The 18,582-nt window shown below is 61.9% G+C and carries 11 protein-coding genes and 1 pseudogene; 10 read left to right on the forward strand and 2 right to left on the reverse strand.

Annotated elements, in window-relative coordinates; all coding sequences use genetic code 11:
* The first annotated feature begins 111 nt into the window (after positions 1–111).
* The 4 genes from glmM to G6R15_RS21430 all read left to right on the forward strand — a co-directional run bounded on the left by glmM (position 112) and on the right by G6R15_RS21430 (position 4,544).
* Positions 112–1,452 (forward strand): phosphoglucosamine mutase, encoded by a 1,341-nt coding sequence (gene glmM / locus G6R15_RS21415; RefSeq protein WP_164662067.1) that lies wholly within the window; start codon positions 112–114, stop codon positions 1,450–1,452.
* Between the two features lie 129 nt (positions 1,453–1,581).
* Positions 1,582–3,426 carry a glutamine--fructose-6-phosphate transaminase (isomerizing) gene (gene glmS, locus G6R15_RS21420; protein ID WP_164662068.1) on the forward strand — a complete coding sequence of 615 codons (1,845 nt, stop codon included), beginning with the start codon at positions 1,582–1,584 and terminating at the stop codon, positions 3,424–3,426.
* 262 nt (positions 3,427–3,688) lie between these two features.
* Positions 3,689–3,997: a DUF1778 domain-containing protein gene (locus G6R15_RS21425; RefSeq protein WP_164662070.1), complete on the forward strand. Its 309-nt coding sequence runs from the start codon at positions 3,689–3,691 to the stop codon at positions 3,995–3,997.
* The gene (locus G6R15_RS21430; RefSeq protein ID WP_164662072.1) at positions 3,990–4,544 is read left to right on the forward strand and encodes an N-acetyltransferase; all 555 of its coding nucleotides are present in this window, start codon (positions 3,990–3,992) and stop codon (positions 4,542–4,544) included. Before G6R15_RS21425 ends, G6R15_RS21430 begins: the two co-directional genes overlap by 8 nt.
* A 148-nt stretch (positions 4,545–4,692) precedes the next feature.
* Here G6R15_RS21430 and G6R15_RS21435 read toward each other — a convergent pair.
* Positions 4,693–5,049: pseudogene (locus G6R15_RS21435) on the reverse strand (Tn3 family transposase); the annotation flags it as partial.
* 149 nt (positions 5,050–5,198) lie between these two features.
* Positions 5,199–7,262: a hcalcium-binding protein gene (locus tag G6R15_RS21440; RefSeq protein ID WP_164662074.1), complete on the reverse strand. Its 2,064-nt coding sequence runs from the start codon at positions 7,260–7,262 to the stop codon at positions 5,199–5,201.
* 262 nt (positions 7,263–7,524) lie between these two features.
* Here G6R15_RS21440 and G6R15_RS21445 point away from each other — a divergent pair, with 262 nt between their 5' ends.
* The 6 genes from G6R15_RS21445 to G6R15_RS21470 all read left to right on the forward strand — a co-directional run bounded on the left by G6R15_RS21445 (position 7,525) and on the right by G6R15_RS21470 (position 18,567).
* Positions 7,525–11,322 carry an Ig-like domain-containing protein gene (locus tag G6R15_RS21445; RefSeq protein WP_164662076.1) on the forward strand — a complete coding sequence of 1,266 codons (3,798 nt, stop codon included), beginning with the start codon at positions 7,525–7,527 and terminating at the stop codon, positions 11,320–11,322.
* A gap of 81 nt (positions 11,323–11,403) precedes the next feature.
* On the forward strand, positions 11,404–12,291 hold the full coding sequence (locus tag G6R15_RS21450) for a SapC family protein (RefSeq protein ID WP_164662078.1): 888 nt from the start codon (positions 11,404–11,406) through the stop codon (positions 12,289–12,291).
* Positions 12,243–13,601 (forward strand): TolC family protein, encoded by a 1,359-nt coding sequence (locus tag G6R15_RS21455; RefSeq protein WP_164662079.1) that lies wholly within the window; start codon positions 12,243–12,245, stop codon positions 13,599–13,601. The genes G6R15_RS21450 and G6R15_RS21455 overlap by 49 nt, the downstream gene beginning before the upstream one ends.
* Entirely contained in the window at positions 13,598–15,778 is a 2,181-nt protein-coding gene (locus G6R15_RS21460; protein ID WP_240336830.1) for a type I secretion system permease/ATPase, read from the forward strand. The genes G6R15_RS21455 and G6R15_RS21460 overlap by 4 nt, the downstream gene beginning before the upstream one ends.
* Entirely contained in the window at positions 15,762–17,072 is a 1,311-nt protein-coding gene (locus G6R15_RS21465; RefSeq protein ID WP_164662081.1) for an HlyD family type I secretion periplasmic adaptor subunit, read from the forward strand. Before G6R15_RS21460 ends, G6R15_RS21465 begins: the two co-directional genes overlap by 17 nt.
* Positions 17,073–17,220: 148 nt before the next feature.
* Complete coding sequence (locus G6R15_RS21470; RefSeq protein ID WP_205520618.1) at positions 17,221–18,567, forward strand: polysaccharide biosynthesis/export family protein; 1,347 nt, start codon at positions 17,221–17,223, stop codon at positions 18,565–18,567.
* Positions 18,568–18,582 lie beyond the last annotated feature (15 nt).

Here is an 18,582-nt window from a genome sequence, read left to right on the forward strand (position 1 = left end):
TGCCCCATCTTACCGCTCATATCCAGAACGGCGGGGCCTGCTACAGACTGGACAGCCTGAGAGCGAGAACGTAAACGCAAGGCAACAGCCTATTCACGGATTTTGTATATTATGGCACGAGCGCTTTTTGGAACCGATGGTGTACGCGGAGAAGCAAACAGCTTTCCCATGACCGCGGAAATCGCGATGAAACTGGGGGCTGCGGTTGGCCGCTACTTCCGCCGCGACAAGAACGAGCACCGTGTGGTGATCGGCAAGGACACCCGTCTGTCGGGTTACATGCTGGAAAACGCGCTGACGGCGGGCTTCACTTCGACCGGCATGAACGTTTTTCTGCTGGGGCCGGTGCCGACACCGGCAGTGGGGTATCTGACGCGTTCGATGCGTGCGGATGTGGGGGTCATGATCTCGGCCAGCCACAACCACGCCAACGACAACGGCATCAAGTTCTTTGGCCCTGACGGGTTCAAGCTCTCGGATGAGGCCGAGACCGAGATCGAATCGATCATGAACCGCGGCATCACCCTGTCGCGCCCAGAAAACATCGGCCGGGCCAAGCGTCTGGATGACGCTTTGGGTCGCTATGTGGAATATGCCAAGACCACCTTCCCGCGCCAGCGCCGCCTTGATGGGCTGCGCATCGTGCTGGATTGCGCCAATGGTGCGGCCTATCGCGCCGCGCCCACGGTTCTGTGGGAACTGGGCGCCGAAGTCATCCCGATCGGCGTGTCGCCCAACGGGCGCAACATCAACGCCGAATGCGGCTCGACCAGCCCGCATCAGGCGGCCCAAAAGGTGCGCGAGACCCGCGCCGATCTGGGCATCTGCCTGGATGGTGATGCCGACCGGCTGATCTTGCTAGATGAGACCGGGAAAGAGGCTGACGGTGATCAGATCATGGGCCTGATCGCCACCCGGTGGGCCCGCGAAGGCCGCCTGAGCGGCAATGCCCTGGTGGCCACTGTGATGTCCAACCTTGGCCTGGAACGGCACCTGAACGGTCTGGATATCGGCCTGGAACGCACCAATGTGGGCGACCGCTATGTGGTCGAACGGATGCGCAAGAACGGTCACAACCTGGGCGGCGAGCAATCGGGCCATATCGTGATGACCGATTACGGTACCACCGGTGACGGTCTGATCGCAGCGCTGCAATTCATGGCCGCCATGGTGGAAACCGGGCAAAAGGCCAGCGATCTGACCCGCGTCTTCACCCCGGTGCCGCAAAAGCTCAAGAACGTCCGCTATACCCTTGGCAAGGATCCCCTGGCCGAGGACTGCGTGCAAAGCGCCATCGCCAAGGGTGAAAAAACCCTGGGCACAAGCGGCCGTCTGTTGATCCGCAAGTCCGGCACCGAGCCGCTGATCCGCGTAATGGGCGAGGCCGAGGATCAGGGCCTGCTGGACGAGGTGATCGGCGGCATCAGCGATACGATCGCCGGTGTCAGCTGAAATAATGTGACAAAAGGTAAGCGGCATCCTGCACAGCGGGTTGTCCGGATTTGTTGAGCCAACTGCGAATAACTGCCATAACCTGATTGATGTTAGCGCAAGAAGACAATTTTTTAAGGGAGTATTGAGATGTGCGGAATTGTTGGAATTCTGGGAACATCCGACGTTGCGGGACGTTTGGTTGAATCGCTCCAACGGCTGGAATACCGGGGCTATGACAGTTCTGGCATTGCGACCATCCAAAACGGCCGCGTCGACCGTCGCCGGGCAGTGGGCAAGGTTGCCGCACTCTGTGATCTGCTGGACATGGATCCGCTCGACGGTCAGGCGGGCATTGCGCACACCCGTTGGGCCACCCATGGCGTCCCCAATGAATCCAATGCACATCCCCATCACGCAGGCCAGGTGGCCGTTGTCCACAATGGCATCATCGAAAACTACGCAGGCCTGCGCGAAGAGCTGATCGAACAGGGCATCAACTTTGCCTCCGATACCGACACCGAGGTGATCGCGCAGCTCTGCAACAGCTACCTGAACGCAGGCAGCACACCGTTCGAGGCGGTGCAACAGACCCTGCAACGCATCCACGGTGCTTTTGCGCTCTGCTTTCTGTTTGAAGGCGAAGACGACCTGATGATCTGCGCCCGTCAGGGCTCACCCCTGGTGGTGGGATATGGCGAGGCCAACGAAGCCACGGGCCGCCGCGAGATGTTCGTGGGCTCGGACGCGCTGGCGCTGGCGCCGATGACCCAGACCATCGCTTACCTCGAAGAGGGCGACATGGCCGTGCTGACCCGTTCGGGCGTCGACGTCTATGACCGCGCATTCCAGCCGGTCACCCGCGAGGCGCGCAAGCTTAAGCTGGACGCCGTTCTGGTCGACCGCGGCGAGCACCGCCATTACATGCACAAGGAAATCCACGAGCAGCCCGCCACCCTGGCGCGCGCCTTTTCCAACCTGCTGAACTTGGAAACCAGCAGCCTCAATGGCGCGGTGGCCGATGTCTCGTTTGAGGGTGTGAACCGCATTGTTCTGGTCGCCTGTGGCACCGCTTATTATGCGGCATCCGTGGCGAAATACTGGTTCGAAAGCCTGGCCAATCTGCCGGTCGAACTCGATATCGCCAGCGAATTCCGCTACCGCTCGGCACCGTTGCGTGCGGATGATCTGGCGATCTTTGTCAGCCAATCGGGCGAAACCGCCGACACCCTGGCCGCCCTGCGCCACGTCAAAGGCAAGGTCAAAACCTCGCTGGCGGTGATCAATGTGCCCACCAGCTCGATCGCGCGCGAGGCCGATCACGCCCTGGAAATCATGGCCGGGCCGGAAATCGGCGTGGCCTCGACCAAGGCATTCAGCGGTCAGCTGGCGCTGCTGGCGGCATTGGCGCTGAAAGCGGGCAAAGATCAGGGACTGGTCGATGCGGCTCAGGAACGTCAGCTGGTGACCGGCATGGCCGGCCTGCCCCGCCTGATTGCCGAAACCATCGAGATCGAACCGCTGGTTCAGGAATTTGCCACCACCATGACCACGGTGCGCGACGCGCTGTTCCTGGGCCGTGGCGCCCTGGCGCCGCTGGCGCTTGAGGCGGCTTTGAAGCTGAAAGAGATCAGCTATATCCACGCCGAAGGCTATGCCGCAGGCGAGCTCAAGCATGGCCCGATCGCGCTGTTGGACAAGGACGTGCCGGTGGTGGTCTTTGCCGCCTCTGGCCCGCTCTTTGAAAAGACCATGTCCAACGTGCAAGAGGTCGCCGCCCGTGGCGCGCCCGTGCTGATGGTCACCGACCCGCAAGGCGCCGCGCTCGCGCAAGAGGTCGGCCTGAAAACCCTGGTGGTGCCCGCCACCGCCGAGGTCCTGGCCCCCTTCACCCACACCATCGTGGCGCAGCTTCTGGCCTATCATGTGGCGGTGCTGAAAGGCACCGACGTGGACCAACCGCGCAACCTGGCAAAATCGGTGACCGTGGAATAAACCCCACCAGTTTCAAAAGACACGAAACGGCCCGCGTCTTGGCATTCAGGCGCGGGCCATTTTGTTTTTGGGGCGTCTATCACAAGCTCAGAATGAACAGACGGGGACAGCCTCTTGCTCGAACAGTGACGAAAGACAGAATAAACCTTGGGTGGGTACTGGCCCTGGCTTTGTATTGACATTGTGCGCACAATTACATTAGAAACGTTACGCCTAACCACGTTGGTTGCAGCAGCGTAAGTCGACGTTCAAGGAGAAAACCATGCCATATGTAGAACAGCCCGCCGCGGCTATGAGCGGCAAGAAATCCATGAACAAGAACATTCGCATGACACCTCTTGTCGCGAAAACAATCGACGATGCTGCTGCTTCCGTTGGATTGGACGTTACCGCTTTTATAACGAGTGTGGCGTATCAAGAAGCTCAACGCATCAAAGCCGAACACGCGAAAACCGCTCTGCCCAATGACATCTTTGCAGCCTTTGCGGAGGCCGTTACATCTGAAGGCAAACCCAACAAGCGCTTGGCCGCTCTTGCTCGACAGAAAAGTGAGCGGATGGCAGATGAGTGAAACGCCATTTCTGGTGACGAAATTTAACAAAGCCCTGCATGAACGCGGGGCTTTTTCTTGTGGTGTCAATGACCTGGACCATTGGATCAAGCAAAGCGCGAGCAGCATGGTCAAGGACGGCAAAGCAGCCGTCTATTGTCTCACGGACCGAAAACAGCTGAAGGACGCAGAAGCGACCGGAACCAAAGCTTCTGTCCTGGGGTATTACGCTATCTGCGCGCATAGTATCGAACCGGTTGATGCCCCAAGTCTGAACAAGCGTTTCGTCCATCCAATTCCAGCATTCTACCTGACAGCGATTGCCGTAGATGCATCGGTGCAAGGCAAAGGTGTAGGAACTGATTTAGTCGTGGATGCGATCCAACGTTGCGTTGCTCTTAGCGAGCAAATTGCTGCACACGCCATTGTTCTAGATGTCCGCGAGGATGACGATTACGCTCGACGCTTGAGCTTCTATCAAAGCATTGGCTTTGAATTCATCAATCCGGGTCATGATACGAAGCGTGTTTTCTTGAAGATGGCCGATGCAAAAGCAAGCTTTCGATAGGGTCAGGACCCATTAAATCTGCACCGCTGGTTTGACTGATTTTGTCTCTGTGGCCGTCCTTGTGGCGGCCATGGCTGTTTTGGGTCCTGATGATGGGTGTGAAGGTGGCAAGAAATAGGGTTGATTACTTCACATGCCGTAGGGGGCAGTCGATGATGAAGAGGGTGCGCTCGACGCGGCCGATTTCGCGGAGTGCCACGGCCAGCTCGTGCTGACGGGGATAAGCCGCAAACTTCTTGAGCAACTGACTGGGGGCGATAACGCCTGTCGCCATGGTGGCCAAGGCGCGCAGGGCATCCGGCCAATTTTGAACGATGACACCTTCGCGGATCTTGCTGCCGATCAAACCGCGCAACTCGTTCGGCGCGCTCGCGGAGTCAAAGGCATAGAGCCGCGTCGATGGCAGGTCGCGGATGCGCGTTATGAACAGGAACCCAAGCAAGGAAGTCACCGCAGAGACATGGTCGGTGAAGCCGCCGGTATCGGCGTATTGCTCTTTGATCTTCCGTCCTGCCGAGCCGCCGGGAAGAACTGGAAATAATTATGGGCGCTGATGGCATCGGCCATTTTCTGTATCCCAAGCTTATGAGATCGGTTCAGCAGCACGGTCAACACCGGCCTTAACCCCCAGTTCCCCAACCTTTCCTTTATCACTCAATAGGCCTCCATATTGCCCAGCAGAAGCGAGTGCATATCGGTGCTGAAGGCGCCATCGGTGGCGGTGACCGTGGTGCCAGTATTGTAATTGACCGATGTGGGCGTGATCCCCGACAGGTCCGCATTGGCATCCAGAAACAGCCATTCGGGGGCCGATGTCCCCTCAAGCCCCACGGCCGCGCGCAGCACATCCAGCGCGTCGAGTGCATTGATCGTGCCGTCGCGGGTGATGTCTGCTGCAATCAGGTTCAGCCCTGAGGCCGCCCCCCAGGTCGGATCCAGCCCCACCGCGATGCGCAGAACCTGCAGCGCATCAAACGCGGTGATCTCAGCACTGGCGGTGGAATAGGATTTGACGATGTCGAGCGTGCCGCTGCTGCTGCCCGAGAGGCCGAGGTTGAAATTGCCGGTGGCGTCGGCCTGTGCCGTTATCATGCTGCCGCCCGAGGGGGTGAAGCGGACCTCGGCATCGCTCAGCGCAGCATTGGCGCTGCCCGTGGCCACGGTGATTTGCCCCACCACCCCGGGTGAGCCAATCGAGATGGCGGGCGTACCGCCGCCCCCGCCCGTTCCCCCGATGCCGATGATCGGAACATGGTCCGGCCCGGTGAACTCTCCGCCGAAAATGGTGCTCGCTTCAAGCGAAGTGCCCGAGGCCGAATTGATCACGATGGTGTTGTCGCGATAGGTGATCTGCGCGCCCTGCCCGGTAGAGGTGATCGACAGCTGTCCGACATTGCGCAGCATCGGATAGTCAAACAGATCCAATCGGTCGATCCCGGCCTCGAAATCGGTGATCGTGGTGGTGCCCGATCCGTCGCGCATGACAAAGATGTCAGCTTGGCTGCCACCCGACATGGTGGTCGTTCCCGTGGCCGCGATCAGGATGTCACTGCCTGCCCCGCCTGACAGGGTGGCATCCCCGGTGAGCCCCATCAGCATGTCGTCACTGCTGCTGCCGGTCACGGTGCCGGTCCCTTGTAATACATATCCCAACGAGCCCAATGAGACCGACATCTGGGTCACGCCCGCGTCCTCTTGTGAACTGGCAAAGATCTGCAGGTCTGTGCCCACATAAGCTGCCGCGATGGCCTCAATGTTCTGCAACCCGGTCTGGGTGGTGTCGGCAAAGCTTTCCAAATGGATCAGCTTGCCATGCGGCGTCAGGGTGAACAGGCTCAACCCGTCGTCACCGCCACCTGCAACAACAAAGACACGGTCCTGAACCTGCACCATTGCCAGATCCTGCACCTTTTCGAACCGGGTGCTCAGCGTATCCAGAAGATGGTCGGTCGGCACCAGCCGACCATCGATCCCCAGGCGCATGACGCTAAGCGAATTGCTGCCCGAAGCCGCCACGATGACCCAGGATTCGCCGTAAGCCTGCACCACCTCGATCGCGGTGATATCTGCCAGCCCCAACCCGTATTCGGCACCGCTGGTACTGGGGGATGACAGCGTGCCACTGTTTGTGTCGATGCCGTAAGCCACCACATTGTGCGATACCGGGTCGGCGGCGACGACATAGGTGCTGCCACCGGTTTCAAGCGTCTTGAGCGCAACCGCCTGCCCCGCCTCGCTGCCGATCAGGGTCAGCGTGCCGTCGGATTCGATCCGGTAGGTGGCGATGCGATCAGTCTCGTCATGGGCGATGGCCAGGAACCCGTTGCCGGCCCCTGTCACCTGGGTCATCGCATCAATGTCACCGCCGCCGCTTAAGGTCACAGTCTCGCGCAGACTGCCAATGTCGCCACCTGCATTCAGGGTATAGCTGACCAACCCCGTGGCAGTGTCCACATCCAGCGCCAGATGCTCGGTGCCCGCGATGGTGACCGGCATGATCCGGCGCGCCACCTGGCTGGTGATTGAACTGGCATAGGCCTGATCGTCATACAGCACCGGACTGCCACCCGATTGCAGACGCCAGGCCGTGATGCCGCCATTCACCCCACTGGCCGCATAAAGATACGTTTGGCCATTAAACGTTTTTAAAGCCAGATCACCGATACCGGTATCGAACCCAGCCGATCCCGTTGTCGTAATGCCTACGAATTGAAACATGGAACACACCCCTAACCACGCACTGGAAACAGTCTGGACCAGGGGCAAGGCAGATCCGGGACCGGAATTGTGGTGAGAAGGGGGCCTTTGGCCTCAGATTAACTCAATTTTGAGAGGTGAAGCCGCGCAGCAAAACGGGGCGGATCATGTCGCAAGCAGCGTTCGTTCCGATGCCCCGATCAGTGCAGGACCCCAGGGGGAAAACGGGTCCGGCGGTCATCTTCACCATGGCAGACAGCCTTTGCAGCGTACGAGGACAACGATGAAGACGCCAATTTCGACACAGGACAAAACCGCGGCGGACCAACAAGACGATGGTGCGCGCAAACATTTCATTCGCAAGTGGCTGGACCGGAAATGGCAGGGTTTTGCCAAGACCGGGCTTGGCAGTCTGTTGCTCGCTTTGCCTGCTCTGGCGCAGGCCTCGACCCCCAATGACGCGTATCTGGATGTGGACACGATGGCCAATGTGCGCTCGGTCCAGACGCTCAGCGATGGCAGTGTCCAGCTGACTCTGCTCGATGGGCGTCAGGTGATCGTGCAAGCGGCGGATGTGCGCATTCTGGATGCCGATCAGATCTTGATCTCGGGCGAGGCTGCGGCCGAAATTGCCCAACTGGCGGCCGACACTGCAGGCGGCGGTGATGGCGGCGCGGGCGGTGCCTCGGGTCTGGGCGGTGCGGGCGCGGCCCTGGCCGGACTTGGCGTTGCCGGCGCAGTCGGTGGCGGCGGAGGCGGCGGCGGCGGTGCGGCCCCTGCCCCCCCACCGCTGACGCTCAGCGATCTGACCAGCACGGGCCTGACCAATACCAGCACCGGCACCACCGTGCCGGCCGGAACCGAGAATGTCGTCGTCACCATTGGCAGTTTCAGCAAGACCGTCACCCCAGACGAAGACGGTAATTGGACCCTGACGTTGACCCAGGCCGAAGCCGCCGCGCTACCCCAGGGCGCAACCACGGTCGAAGTGGCGTATGAAAACGCAGCCGGGAATATTTTTGGCACTGAAACAGTTACTTACACCATCGACACGTTGCCGCCAACGCTCACCATCAACACCATTGCAAGCGACGCGATCGTGAACGCGGCCGAGGCGGGAAGCGATCTGAACATCACCGGCACCACCGATGTCGAGGATGGTCAGACCGTGACTGTTACCCTCAATGGCCAGACTTATACCGGCACTGCCAGTGGCGGTGCCTGGAGCGTGACCGTGCCCACCGCTGCTCTGGCAGCTTTGGGTGATGGGGCAAGTGTGACAGTGACGGCAGATGTCACGGATGTCGCGGGTAACCCGGCGGCCCAGGCCAGTAGCGCGCTGAGCACCGATTTCACCGCACCCACCGTGACCATGAATGCGGTTGCTGATGGTACCATCAATCTGATCGACCAGGGGCGCGATCTGCAGATCACCGGTACAACAACGGCAGCAGACGGGGATCCGGTCGTCGTGAGCTTCAACGGTCAAAACTATGGGGGCGCGGCCAATGGCGGCACCTGGGGCGTGACTATCCCGCAGGCTGATCTGGCGGGTTTGACCACCGGGACCGATATCGCCGTCAGCGTCACGGTGACGGACGCGGCCGGCAACACTTCGACCGCGGTCACGGCCTCGGTGCCGGTGGATCTAACTGGGCCGTCTCTCACCCTCGCCGACCTGCCGTTTGGGACTGCACTGAGTGCAGCCGAAGCCGGAGCAGACGTGACCGTCAGCGGTACGACGAACAATGTTCCCGACGGTCAGGCCGTCACTGTCACCTTAAACGGTCAGACCTATACGGGCGCCGTGTCGGGCGGCAGCTGGAGCGTGACCATTCCTGCCGCCGATCTGGGCGCGCTGACCAATAGCGGAGCGTACACATTGACGGCGGATGTGTCGGACACCGATGGCATAGCGGCCCCACAGGTTTCGTCCGGGTTCCTCGCCGATTTCACCGCACCCACCCTGACAATCACCTCGCTGTCGTCTGGGGCCGTGATGAACGCGGCCGAAGCGGGCACGGATCTGACGGTCTCTGGCACCACCGATGCCGAGGATGGGCAGACCGTGACCGTCACCCTGAACAGTCAGACCTATACCGGTACGGTGTCGGGCGGCAGCTGGTCGGTCACCGTTCCGGCCGCAAGTTTGAGCGCATTGACGGATGGCGCAACCATCCCGCTCACGGCTGATGTCACGGACGTCGCAGGCAACGCGGCCATCCAGGCCAGCAGCAGCTTTGACACCGATTTCACCGCGCACACCGTGACGCTCACCGCACTGTCGGACGGGGCGGTGATGAATGCCGCCGAACAGGGCACCGACTTGACCATGACCGGCGGCTCGGACGCACCCGATGGCACCCAGGTTACGGTCTCCTTGGTTCGCTCGGACGGCACGGTTGACGCCAGTGGCACCGCCACTGTGACCGGTGGGGCCTGGTCGCTAACGATCCCGGCTGCCAGCCTGGCCGCCTTGCAAGACGGGCAGACCTATACGGCCAAGGCGGATGTCGCGGATGACGCCGGCAACGTGGGCAGCGCCACATCCAGCTTTGCGACCGATTTCACCGCACCCACCCTTACCCTGAACGCGCTCAGCGTCGGCGGTGTGCTCGATGCGATCGAGCGCAAGAGCGACCTGGCCGTTTCAGGCACCACCGATGCCGAGGACGGGCAAACCGTCACCGTCACCCTTAATGGGCAGACCTACACGGCGACCGCGAGCGGCGGCGCCTGGGGCGTGACCATCCCGCAGGCCGATCTGGCCACGCTGGCGGACACGACGGATTACACGCTGAGTGCAAATATCTCTGACGCGGCAGGCAATGCTGCGACACAAGCCAGCGCCGGGTTGAGCACTGATTTCCGCCCGATCCTGACTCTCAACGATGTAGGGTCCAATGACGCCGTGGTGCTTTCGACCGCCAAGGCCAGTGGCCTGACGGTTTCGGGTTCTTCTGCCGAACTTGCAGCGGGGCAATCCGTGGATGTCACCTTGAATGGCACTCTGGTGGGCTCCGCCACCATCGCCTCGAACGGCAGCTGGTCCCTGGCCATCCCAGCCTCCAGTTTCGCGGCGATCACCGCCGGAACCGATCTGACCTTTACGGCCAATGCATCCGTTACAGGCGGGCGCGATCCCCTGCCCGCAAGCGACACGGCCGTGGCCTATGAGGCAGGTGCTTATGTGGTTTCCGAGGTCTCACGCGATGGCTCGACCATCACCTTTGCCATGTATGCCGACCCGGATCGCGATGTCTCGGGCGGGCTGGCCGTGACCTCGCAGATGACGTTTGATTCCAGTGTCGTCGCCTTTGACGCGGGATCGGTCAACGCCAACAACGCCTTCAGCCTGTTCCTGGCCAACCCCGCAGATGCCTCGACGGTGAACTTTGCAGGCGCCGCCACCAGCTTTGGTGATCTTTCGTCCCCGCTGGTGACATTCGAGATGACCGTGCAGGACGCCAGCAAACCCATCGTGCTGAAACTCACCACGCCTGATGGCGGGTCCACGACGTTGCAGTTCGGCACCGATGGCGCCGACACGCTAACGGCCGAGGATGTCAGCAATGTCATCCAGGGCGGCGGTGGCAATGACAGTATTGACGTCTCCGAAGGCGGCCGCCACGTGGTGGTGTTCGAGGCCGACCCAAGCGCCAATGGCACTGATACGGTCACCGGCTTCACCCTGGGGCCGGAGGGAGAAATCACCGATGCCATCACCTTCAGCGGGTTGGATGTGTCGTCCTTGCGCGGGGCGGGCACGGGGGTCGAAACCCTGGCCAGCGGCAGCACCATTGGCACCGACACCGGTGTAGTGGGCTTTACCACTGCGGTGAGCGATCTGAACGCCGATACCCTGGCGGATGCGGCCGAGACCCTGGTGGACACCGATGCGGGCGATGTCTTCTATTTCATGGCCAGCGATGGCAGCAACGCGGCGATGGCGCGCGTGACCTTCTCGGATGCCGACACCGCCACGGCCGAAATCATGGGCACCTTCAACGGTCTGAGCGATCTCAGCACGCTGCATGCGGACAACATCCTGCACACCGATCCAACCGGCGCGGCCGCCTGACGCAGAAACAGCACTGGCGGGCCCGAACAAACACGGGGCCCGCCAAACACATGTCGCAACCAGACCGGGATGGACCCGCCAATGGCACCACACACAGACCTTGTCCCGATCAGCAAGGCGCGGCACGGGCATCGGTTCTGGCGACGCTTTTCCTCGTATGACTTTGCCCGCCCCCTGGCCGAGGTGCCCATCGTCGCCGAGGAAATCCTGCACTGCGCCAGCGCCTTTCCCGTTGCCTTTCGCCGCCACGGAGGAGGCAGCAGACCCGGCGTCACCCCGGTAGCCTTGCTATCGCTAATCCCTGACCAAGACAGCCCCTTTGTCAGCCACAACGGGCGGTGGCTGGGCACCTATGTGCCCTCGCAGCTGCGCAGCCACCCGTTTGCGTCCCATTCCACCGGTCAAGGCGATCAAAGGGCGGTTCTAATCAATGAAACCAGCGGGCTGATCACCGATGACCCCCGGGACGAGCCGTTTTTTGCCCCCGACGGCACGCTGGCCCCAGGGTTGGCCCAAGTGGTGCAGTTCTTCAGCACCCGTACGGCAGCCTTGCAGGCGACCGATGTGCTCTGCGCCACGCTTGAGGCGATGGAGCTTTTCACGCCGCTCACCTCACACGAGGGGGTTGAATTGCCCCCGGGCCTGTTGACCATTGATGGCGCGGCGCTCAAGTCCCTGCCCGATGCGCATCTTGTCCTGCTGGCGCGCCAGGATGGCTTGCGTCTGATCCATGCCCATCAGGTGTCGTTGCAGCACTGTCTGTGGCTGGACAGGGCAAGCAGGCAGACGGGTCTTACGAAAGCCACACCTGACACAGATACAACCTCTCCGGGCAATGATGCGCTTGACGGGTTTCTCTCTGCTCTGGCACAAGCGCAGGAAAACGACGCAATGCCCGGACAACCGGGAGAGGAGAGCAAATGTCTACAGGTGAAGCCCCCTCTGCCAGAGCAGGGGTTGCCGGTCTGATCCTTCTGGCCCTGGCTGCCTGTGATATTGCGCCTGATCTTTCCACCGTCGAAGCCTCTTTTGCCACCGGCACTGCGGGTGCGGGGGCTGCGCAAATCGACAGTGCCCTGGCCAAAAGCAGCTTTGGCCAGCAGATCACCCAAGCCGTCAACACCAGCCCTGATCTGGCCCAAAGCAGCGTGCGCATCCGCGCCGCCCAAGCCGAGCAAGAGGCCGCCGAAGGCGCCTGGAAACCGCAGGTCTCGGTCGGCGTCAACGCAAGCTCGCGCCAGCAGACCGTGAGCGAGGCCAGCACCTCGCCCTATCTGCGAATCTCGCAGCTGGTTTATGACGGCGGTGCAGCCGCCGGCGATCAGACCGCTGCGCGCGCCCGTGTTCTGGAAAGCCGCGGCGATCAGCTGACAACAGCCGCCGCCGTCACGCTTGAAGCGATCGAATCCTATGTGATGGTGCTGGACCGGCGCAAACTGCTGTCCATCGCCCGCGACAACGTCGCCACGCACGAGCGGCTGGAACGCCAGATCAGCGAACGCACCGACAGCGGTGCCGGGTCTGAGGCCGACGTACTGACTGCCCGCTCGCGCATGGCCGATGCGCGTACGTTCTACGCCGATGCGCAGGCGCGCGCCGACCGGGCCGAGGCGCGCTTTCGCGAGGTCTTTGCCCGCGCGCCCGCCGCGCTGCCTCGCCCCCAAGCCGCCCCCGGTCTGACCCGCAGCGACAACGAGATTGTCGGCAACAGCCCCCGCGTGCGGGCGCTGACCGCCAGCCTGCGCGCGGCCGAGGCCGATCTGATCGCCGCCAAGGCGCGCCGCCGTCCCAGCCTGGTGGCCGGCGCGCTTGGAGATCGCAATGCAAATGACGATCCGGACGTTTCCGTTGACCTATCGTTAAACTTTGATCTGGATACTTCTGGTCAGCGTCGCGCTGCTGTCAAAGCGGCCGAGGCCAGAGTGGAAGAAGTCCAATTCGAACGCGATTTGCTGATCCGCGAGATCGGTCGTGAACTGGAATTCATTCGGTCAGACCAGAAAGCCGGTGCAGAACGGCTGAGGGCTGCCCGAATTGCCGCAAAGGCCAATGCCGACAGTGTCGCGGCCGCACAGGAACAGTTCACTATCGGGCGTCGCAGCCTGATCGAGATTCTGGATGCACAGCGCGACTATGTCGGGGCGCAGGAACGGTTGATATTGGCGGAGCAGAATTTCTTTCTGACCAATTATGCCGCGCTCAGCCTGACCGGTGACATCCTGGATGTATTTGGCATAGCCCTGACCGATTGGGGCGAAGAGGATGAGCCACCGTCATGATGCTCTCACAGGTCGATACCGTTGGAAAGTCCACCCGATTTAAACCCGATATCGTCCCTGCCCTAGAAGCCTGCATCCTGCATGTGGCCGACAGTCTGGATCGCCCTATCACTCTGGCAGCGCTGCATGCGGCGCAATCCGGCACATCCGGCACGCTCAGCGTTCGCGACGCCATTGCCGCTGCCGAACGCGCCGGGCTGCAGGCCGGGTTCGGTGCCCGCAAGCTGGGCGATTTCGACGCCGCCCTGACCCCCGCGATCCTGCTCTTGGAAGATGACCGCGCGGTGGTGTTCCATGGCCGCGACCCCAAGGGCAACCTGCTGATCCACGACCCAGCCCTGGGCGAGGGCATCGGCGAAGTGCCTGAACGCGACCTGCGTGACAGCTACACAGGGTATGCGTTGCTGTTTCGGCGCGAACACCGCGACGACATCGCCGCCACGGCCAAGGGGCGGCACGGGCATTGGTTCTGGTCGGCGCTCGCTGCCAACCGCTGGTCTTATACTCAGGTGGTGCTGGCCGCCGTGCTGGCCAATGTGCTGGGGCTGACGACCTCGATCTTTATCATGATCGTCTATGACCGGGTCTTGCCGAACGAGGCGACAGAATCGCTGATTGCGCTGACCCTTGGTGTCGGGCTGGCGCTGCTGTTTGATTTCGTGATCAAGATGGTGCGCGCAGGCTTCATCGACCGGGCGGGCAATCGCGCCGATGCTCAGATGGGGCGGCGCATCTTTGACCAGCTGCTGAACATGCAGATGCACGCGCGCAAGGGATCGACCGGGGCCATGGCCAACACCCTGCGCGAGTTTGAGACCTTACGCGAATTTTTCACCTCGGCCACGCTGGTCGCGGTGGTTGATCTGCCCTTCATCACGCTGTTTGTCGGGGTGATCTATCTGATCGGCGGGCCGCTGGCGCTGGTGCCGGCCCTGGCAGTGCCTGTGGTGCTGCTGACCGGGTTGGCGGTGCAGCCGTTCCTGTCACGTCTGGCTGAACGCAGCTTTGCCGACGGGCAATCGAAACAAAGCGTGCTGGTGGAAACCGTGGCCGGGATCGAAACCATCAAGACCACCGGTGCCGCGCGCCAGATGCGCGCCCGCTGGGACGAGGCGATTGAACGGCAAGCCCAGCACGGGCAACGCAGCCGCGCCATCAGCCAGTTTGCCCTGAACCTGACCGGGTTCACCCAGCAGGCCGCACAGGTGCTGATCGTGTTCTACGGCGTTTTCCTGATCACGGCGGGCGAGGCGAGCATGGGCGCGCTGGTGGCCTCGGTCATCCTGACGGGGCGGGCTTTGGCACCCTTGGGGCAGCTTGCCCAGACCCTGACACGGGCCAATCAGGCGCGCACATCCTATCGCAACCTTGACGCCCTGATGCAGAGCGAGAGCGAACGCCCCGAGGGACGCAGCTGGATCAGCCGCCCCAAGCTGGACGGTGGTATCACCTTCAACAACGTCTATTTCGCTTACCCCGATCAGGCTGGGGACGCGCTCAAGGGTGTGTCGTTCCGCATCAATCCGGGCGAAAAGGTCGCCATCCTGGGCCGGATCGGGTCAGGCAAAAGCACCGTCGCGCGGCTGCTTCTGGGGCTATACCAGCCGCGCGTCGGCTCGGTCATGGTTGACGGGCTGGACATCCGCCAAATTGATCCGGGCGATCTGCGCCGCAACATCGGTTCGGTCCTACAAGACATCTGGCTGTTTTCCGGCACCGTGCGCGAGAATATTTCGATCGGGGCGATCCGCCCGCGTGACCACGACATTGTTGCGGCCGCCCGCACCGCCGGGGTCGAGGATTTTCTGGCCCAGCATCCGCACGGCTATGACATGATGCTGGGGGAGCGCGGCGAGGGGCTGTCAGGCGGGCAACGCCAGGCCATCACCCTGGCCCGCGCCCTGGTCGGACGACCGCCCATTCTGCTGTTTGACGAACCCACCAGCGCCATGGATGTCCAGAACGAGGCCGCCGTGATCAAGCGCCTGAAAGAAACCGCCGCCGACAGCACCATGGTGATCGTGACCCACCGCACCAGCCTGCTGGAGCTGGTCGACCGGGTCATCGTGATCGAAGACGGAAAGGTTGGCGCCGACGGGCCCAAAAGCCTGCTGACCCGCCACACGCCCAAAACAGGCTCTAAACAGGGGAGGCAGGCCAATGTCGCGGCATCCTGATCTGGACAAGCTGGCACGCGAAATGCGCGGGCGCTCGCCCCTGCGCGGCTCGCTTCTGCTGTTGGTGATCCTGGCGTTTCTGGTCACCGCCGGCCTTTGGGCGCACAATACCGAGATCGACGATGTCACCCGCGCCGATGGGCGCATCGTGCCCTCGGGCGATATCCAGGTGATCCAGGCGACCGAGGCGGGCGTGTTGCAAGCGCTGCACGTGCGCGAGGGCCAGGTGGTCGATCAGGACACCCTACTGATGGAACTGGACGGCACGCAGCTGGACAGCCAGCTGAGTCAGGAACAGCAGCGCGCCTTTGGCCTGATGGCCCGGATCGAACGGCTGCAGGCCGAAATTGACGATGCGCCCCTGGGCTTCAGCGACGAATTGCTGGCCGAGGCGGCGGATGTGGTGCGCTCGGAAACTGCGCTTTATCAGGGGCGACAGGCGGAATTACAGGCCGAAATCGACATCCTGGAAAACCAGCGCCTGCAACGACAGCGCGAATACGAAGAGGGGATGGTAGATCAGGTCACCGCCACCGCCACGCTCATGGTGCTGGCCGAAGAACGCGCCATCATGGCCCCGCTGGTGGAACGGCGAATGGAACCCGCCACCACACTGCTCACCCTGCGCCGCAGCGAGGCCGAATGGCAGGGCCGTCAGGTCCGGGCCGAGGCAGTGGTGAACCGTCTGCACACCGGCCTCAGCGAAATTGACGAACGCATCCGGGCACAGCGCAAACGCTTTCGCAGTGCAGCGCTCACCGATCTGGCGCTGGCCACAGCCGAGCTGGCGGCGCTGAAACCCGCCCTACCCGCGCTGGAACGCCGGGCGGCGCGGGCACAGCTGCACGCGCCGGTGCGCGGCATCGTCAACCGTATCCACCGCAGCACGCTTGGCGCGCTGGCCCGCAGCGGCGAGGATCTGATCGAGATCGTGCCACTGGATGACACCCTGCTGGTCGAAGCATACGTGCGCCCCGCCGACATCGCGTTTCTGCATGCGGGCCAACCGGTCAAGGTCAAGATCACCGCCTATGACTTCTCGCGCTATGGCAGTCTGGATGGCGAGATTACCCGCATCGGTGCCGACACGATCACCCGCTCGGAACGCAATGACGAAGAGGTGTTTGTGGTCGAGGTGCGCACCGAAAACACCATGCTGGATGGGGATGGCATCGCGGTCGAAATCATCCCCGGCATGATCACCGAAGTCGACATCCTGACGGGTCGCAAATCGGTGTTGGATTACCTGATCCAGCCGGTTGTCCGCGTTAAAGATCGCGCCCTCAGAGAATGACCCTCAATCCCATCGGCACATGGGCTGAGCGGATCCCCGCGCGCAGGAAAAACACAATATGGCGTTTTTTTGGCGCGGTTGGCAACTAAGGCTTGCGAGTCCCGTCGATTCCCGACCATAGGAATATCAATGAATTCCGGGGAATACTATGTTGCCAAAATCCGTTTTGCTTGTCGTGTTTGCGTTTCTAAGCGCCTGCAACACCATTTATGTTGCGCCTGATGTGCCTAAAAATGATGAACACGTCGTTGTTGTGCCTGTCTCGGAGCAGACCATCAGCACTTACAACCGCTCGGGTTATACGCCAAAATCCCTCCCATCTGTATTTTTCCAGAGCGCGGGCACCTCAGGCACCCTGCGCGGCGCGGGCACCCTGCCTGAAAGCTCGCTGCCAGAAGAACAGCGCCCCTCGACCCTCAGAAGCAATGCTCCCGTCGAGCCCCGCGTCGGACCTTATCGCATCGGCGTTGGCGACGTGGTGCTGCTGGCCACAAAATCCAGCCGCAACTCGGTCGAAGAACTCAGCGGTCTGCTTGCCGCGCAAAACAACCGCCGCGGCTATACCGTACAGGATGACGGTGCCATCGCGATCCCGGATGTGGGTCGCGTACGGCTGTCCGGCCTGACCATCGAAGAAGCCGAGGCCGAGCTGTTCCAGAGCCTGGTGGAAAACCAGATCGACCCCGCCTTCAGCCTCGAGATCGCCGAGTTCAACTCGCAACGTGTCAGCGTTGGTGGTGCTGTGCGCCAGCCCGGGGTCAGCTCGATCAACCTGACCCCGCTTTATCTGGATCAGGCCATCGCCGCAGCGGGCGGCCTGGCCGTGCGCGACCTCGATTTTGCCTCGATCCGGCTCTATCGCGACGGCACACTCTATCAGATCCCGCTGCAAGAGTACCTCGACAACCCCGAAATGCAGCGCATCCGTCTGATCGCGAGCGACAGCATCTATGTCGACAGCGAATACGAGCTGGACAAAGCCGAGACCTATTTCGGCCAACAGATTCAACTGACCACGGTCCGCCTGGCCGCCCGCGAACGCGCCCTCGAAGAGCTGACCACCGAAATCTCGCTGCGCCGGGCGCAACTGGACGAGCAGCGCAGCAACTTCCAGGCCCGGATCGAACTGGACGGGGTGGATCGTGATTATGTCTATCTGGCCGGGGAACGCAGCCAACCCAGCCGCTATACCCTGCCTTTTGATCGTCAGACGACACTGGCTGACGCGCTGTTCGACGGCAACGGTTTTTCCAGCGAAACCTCGGACCCGTCGGAAATCTATGTGCTGCGCGCGGCCCCCAAGAAGGGCCACCAAGAGCGTGTGCTCGCCTTGCATCTGGATGCCGAAAACGCCGCCGCCTTTGTTATGGCCACCAAGCTGGAACTGCGGCCCAACGACATCGTCTTTATCGCCGAGCAGCGCGTGACCCGTTGGGGCCGCGTCGTCAATCAGCTTGGCCCCGGCCTGATCGCAGCAGCCATCGCCGGGTTGTGATGGCCTAAGACCCTG

Origin of the sequence: Tropicibacter sp. Alg240-R139 (assembly GCF_900537075.1) — a bacterium.
Taxonomy (GTDB): Bacteria; Pseudomonadota; Alphaproteobacteria; order Rhodobacterales; family Rhodobacteraceae; genus Falsiruegeria.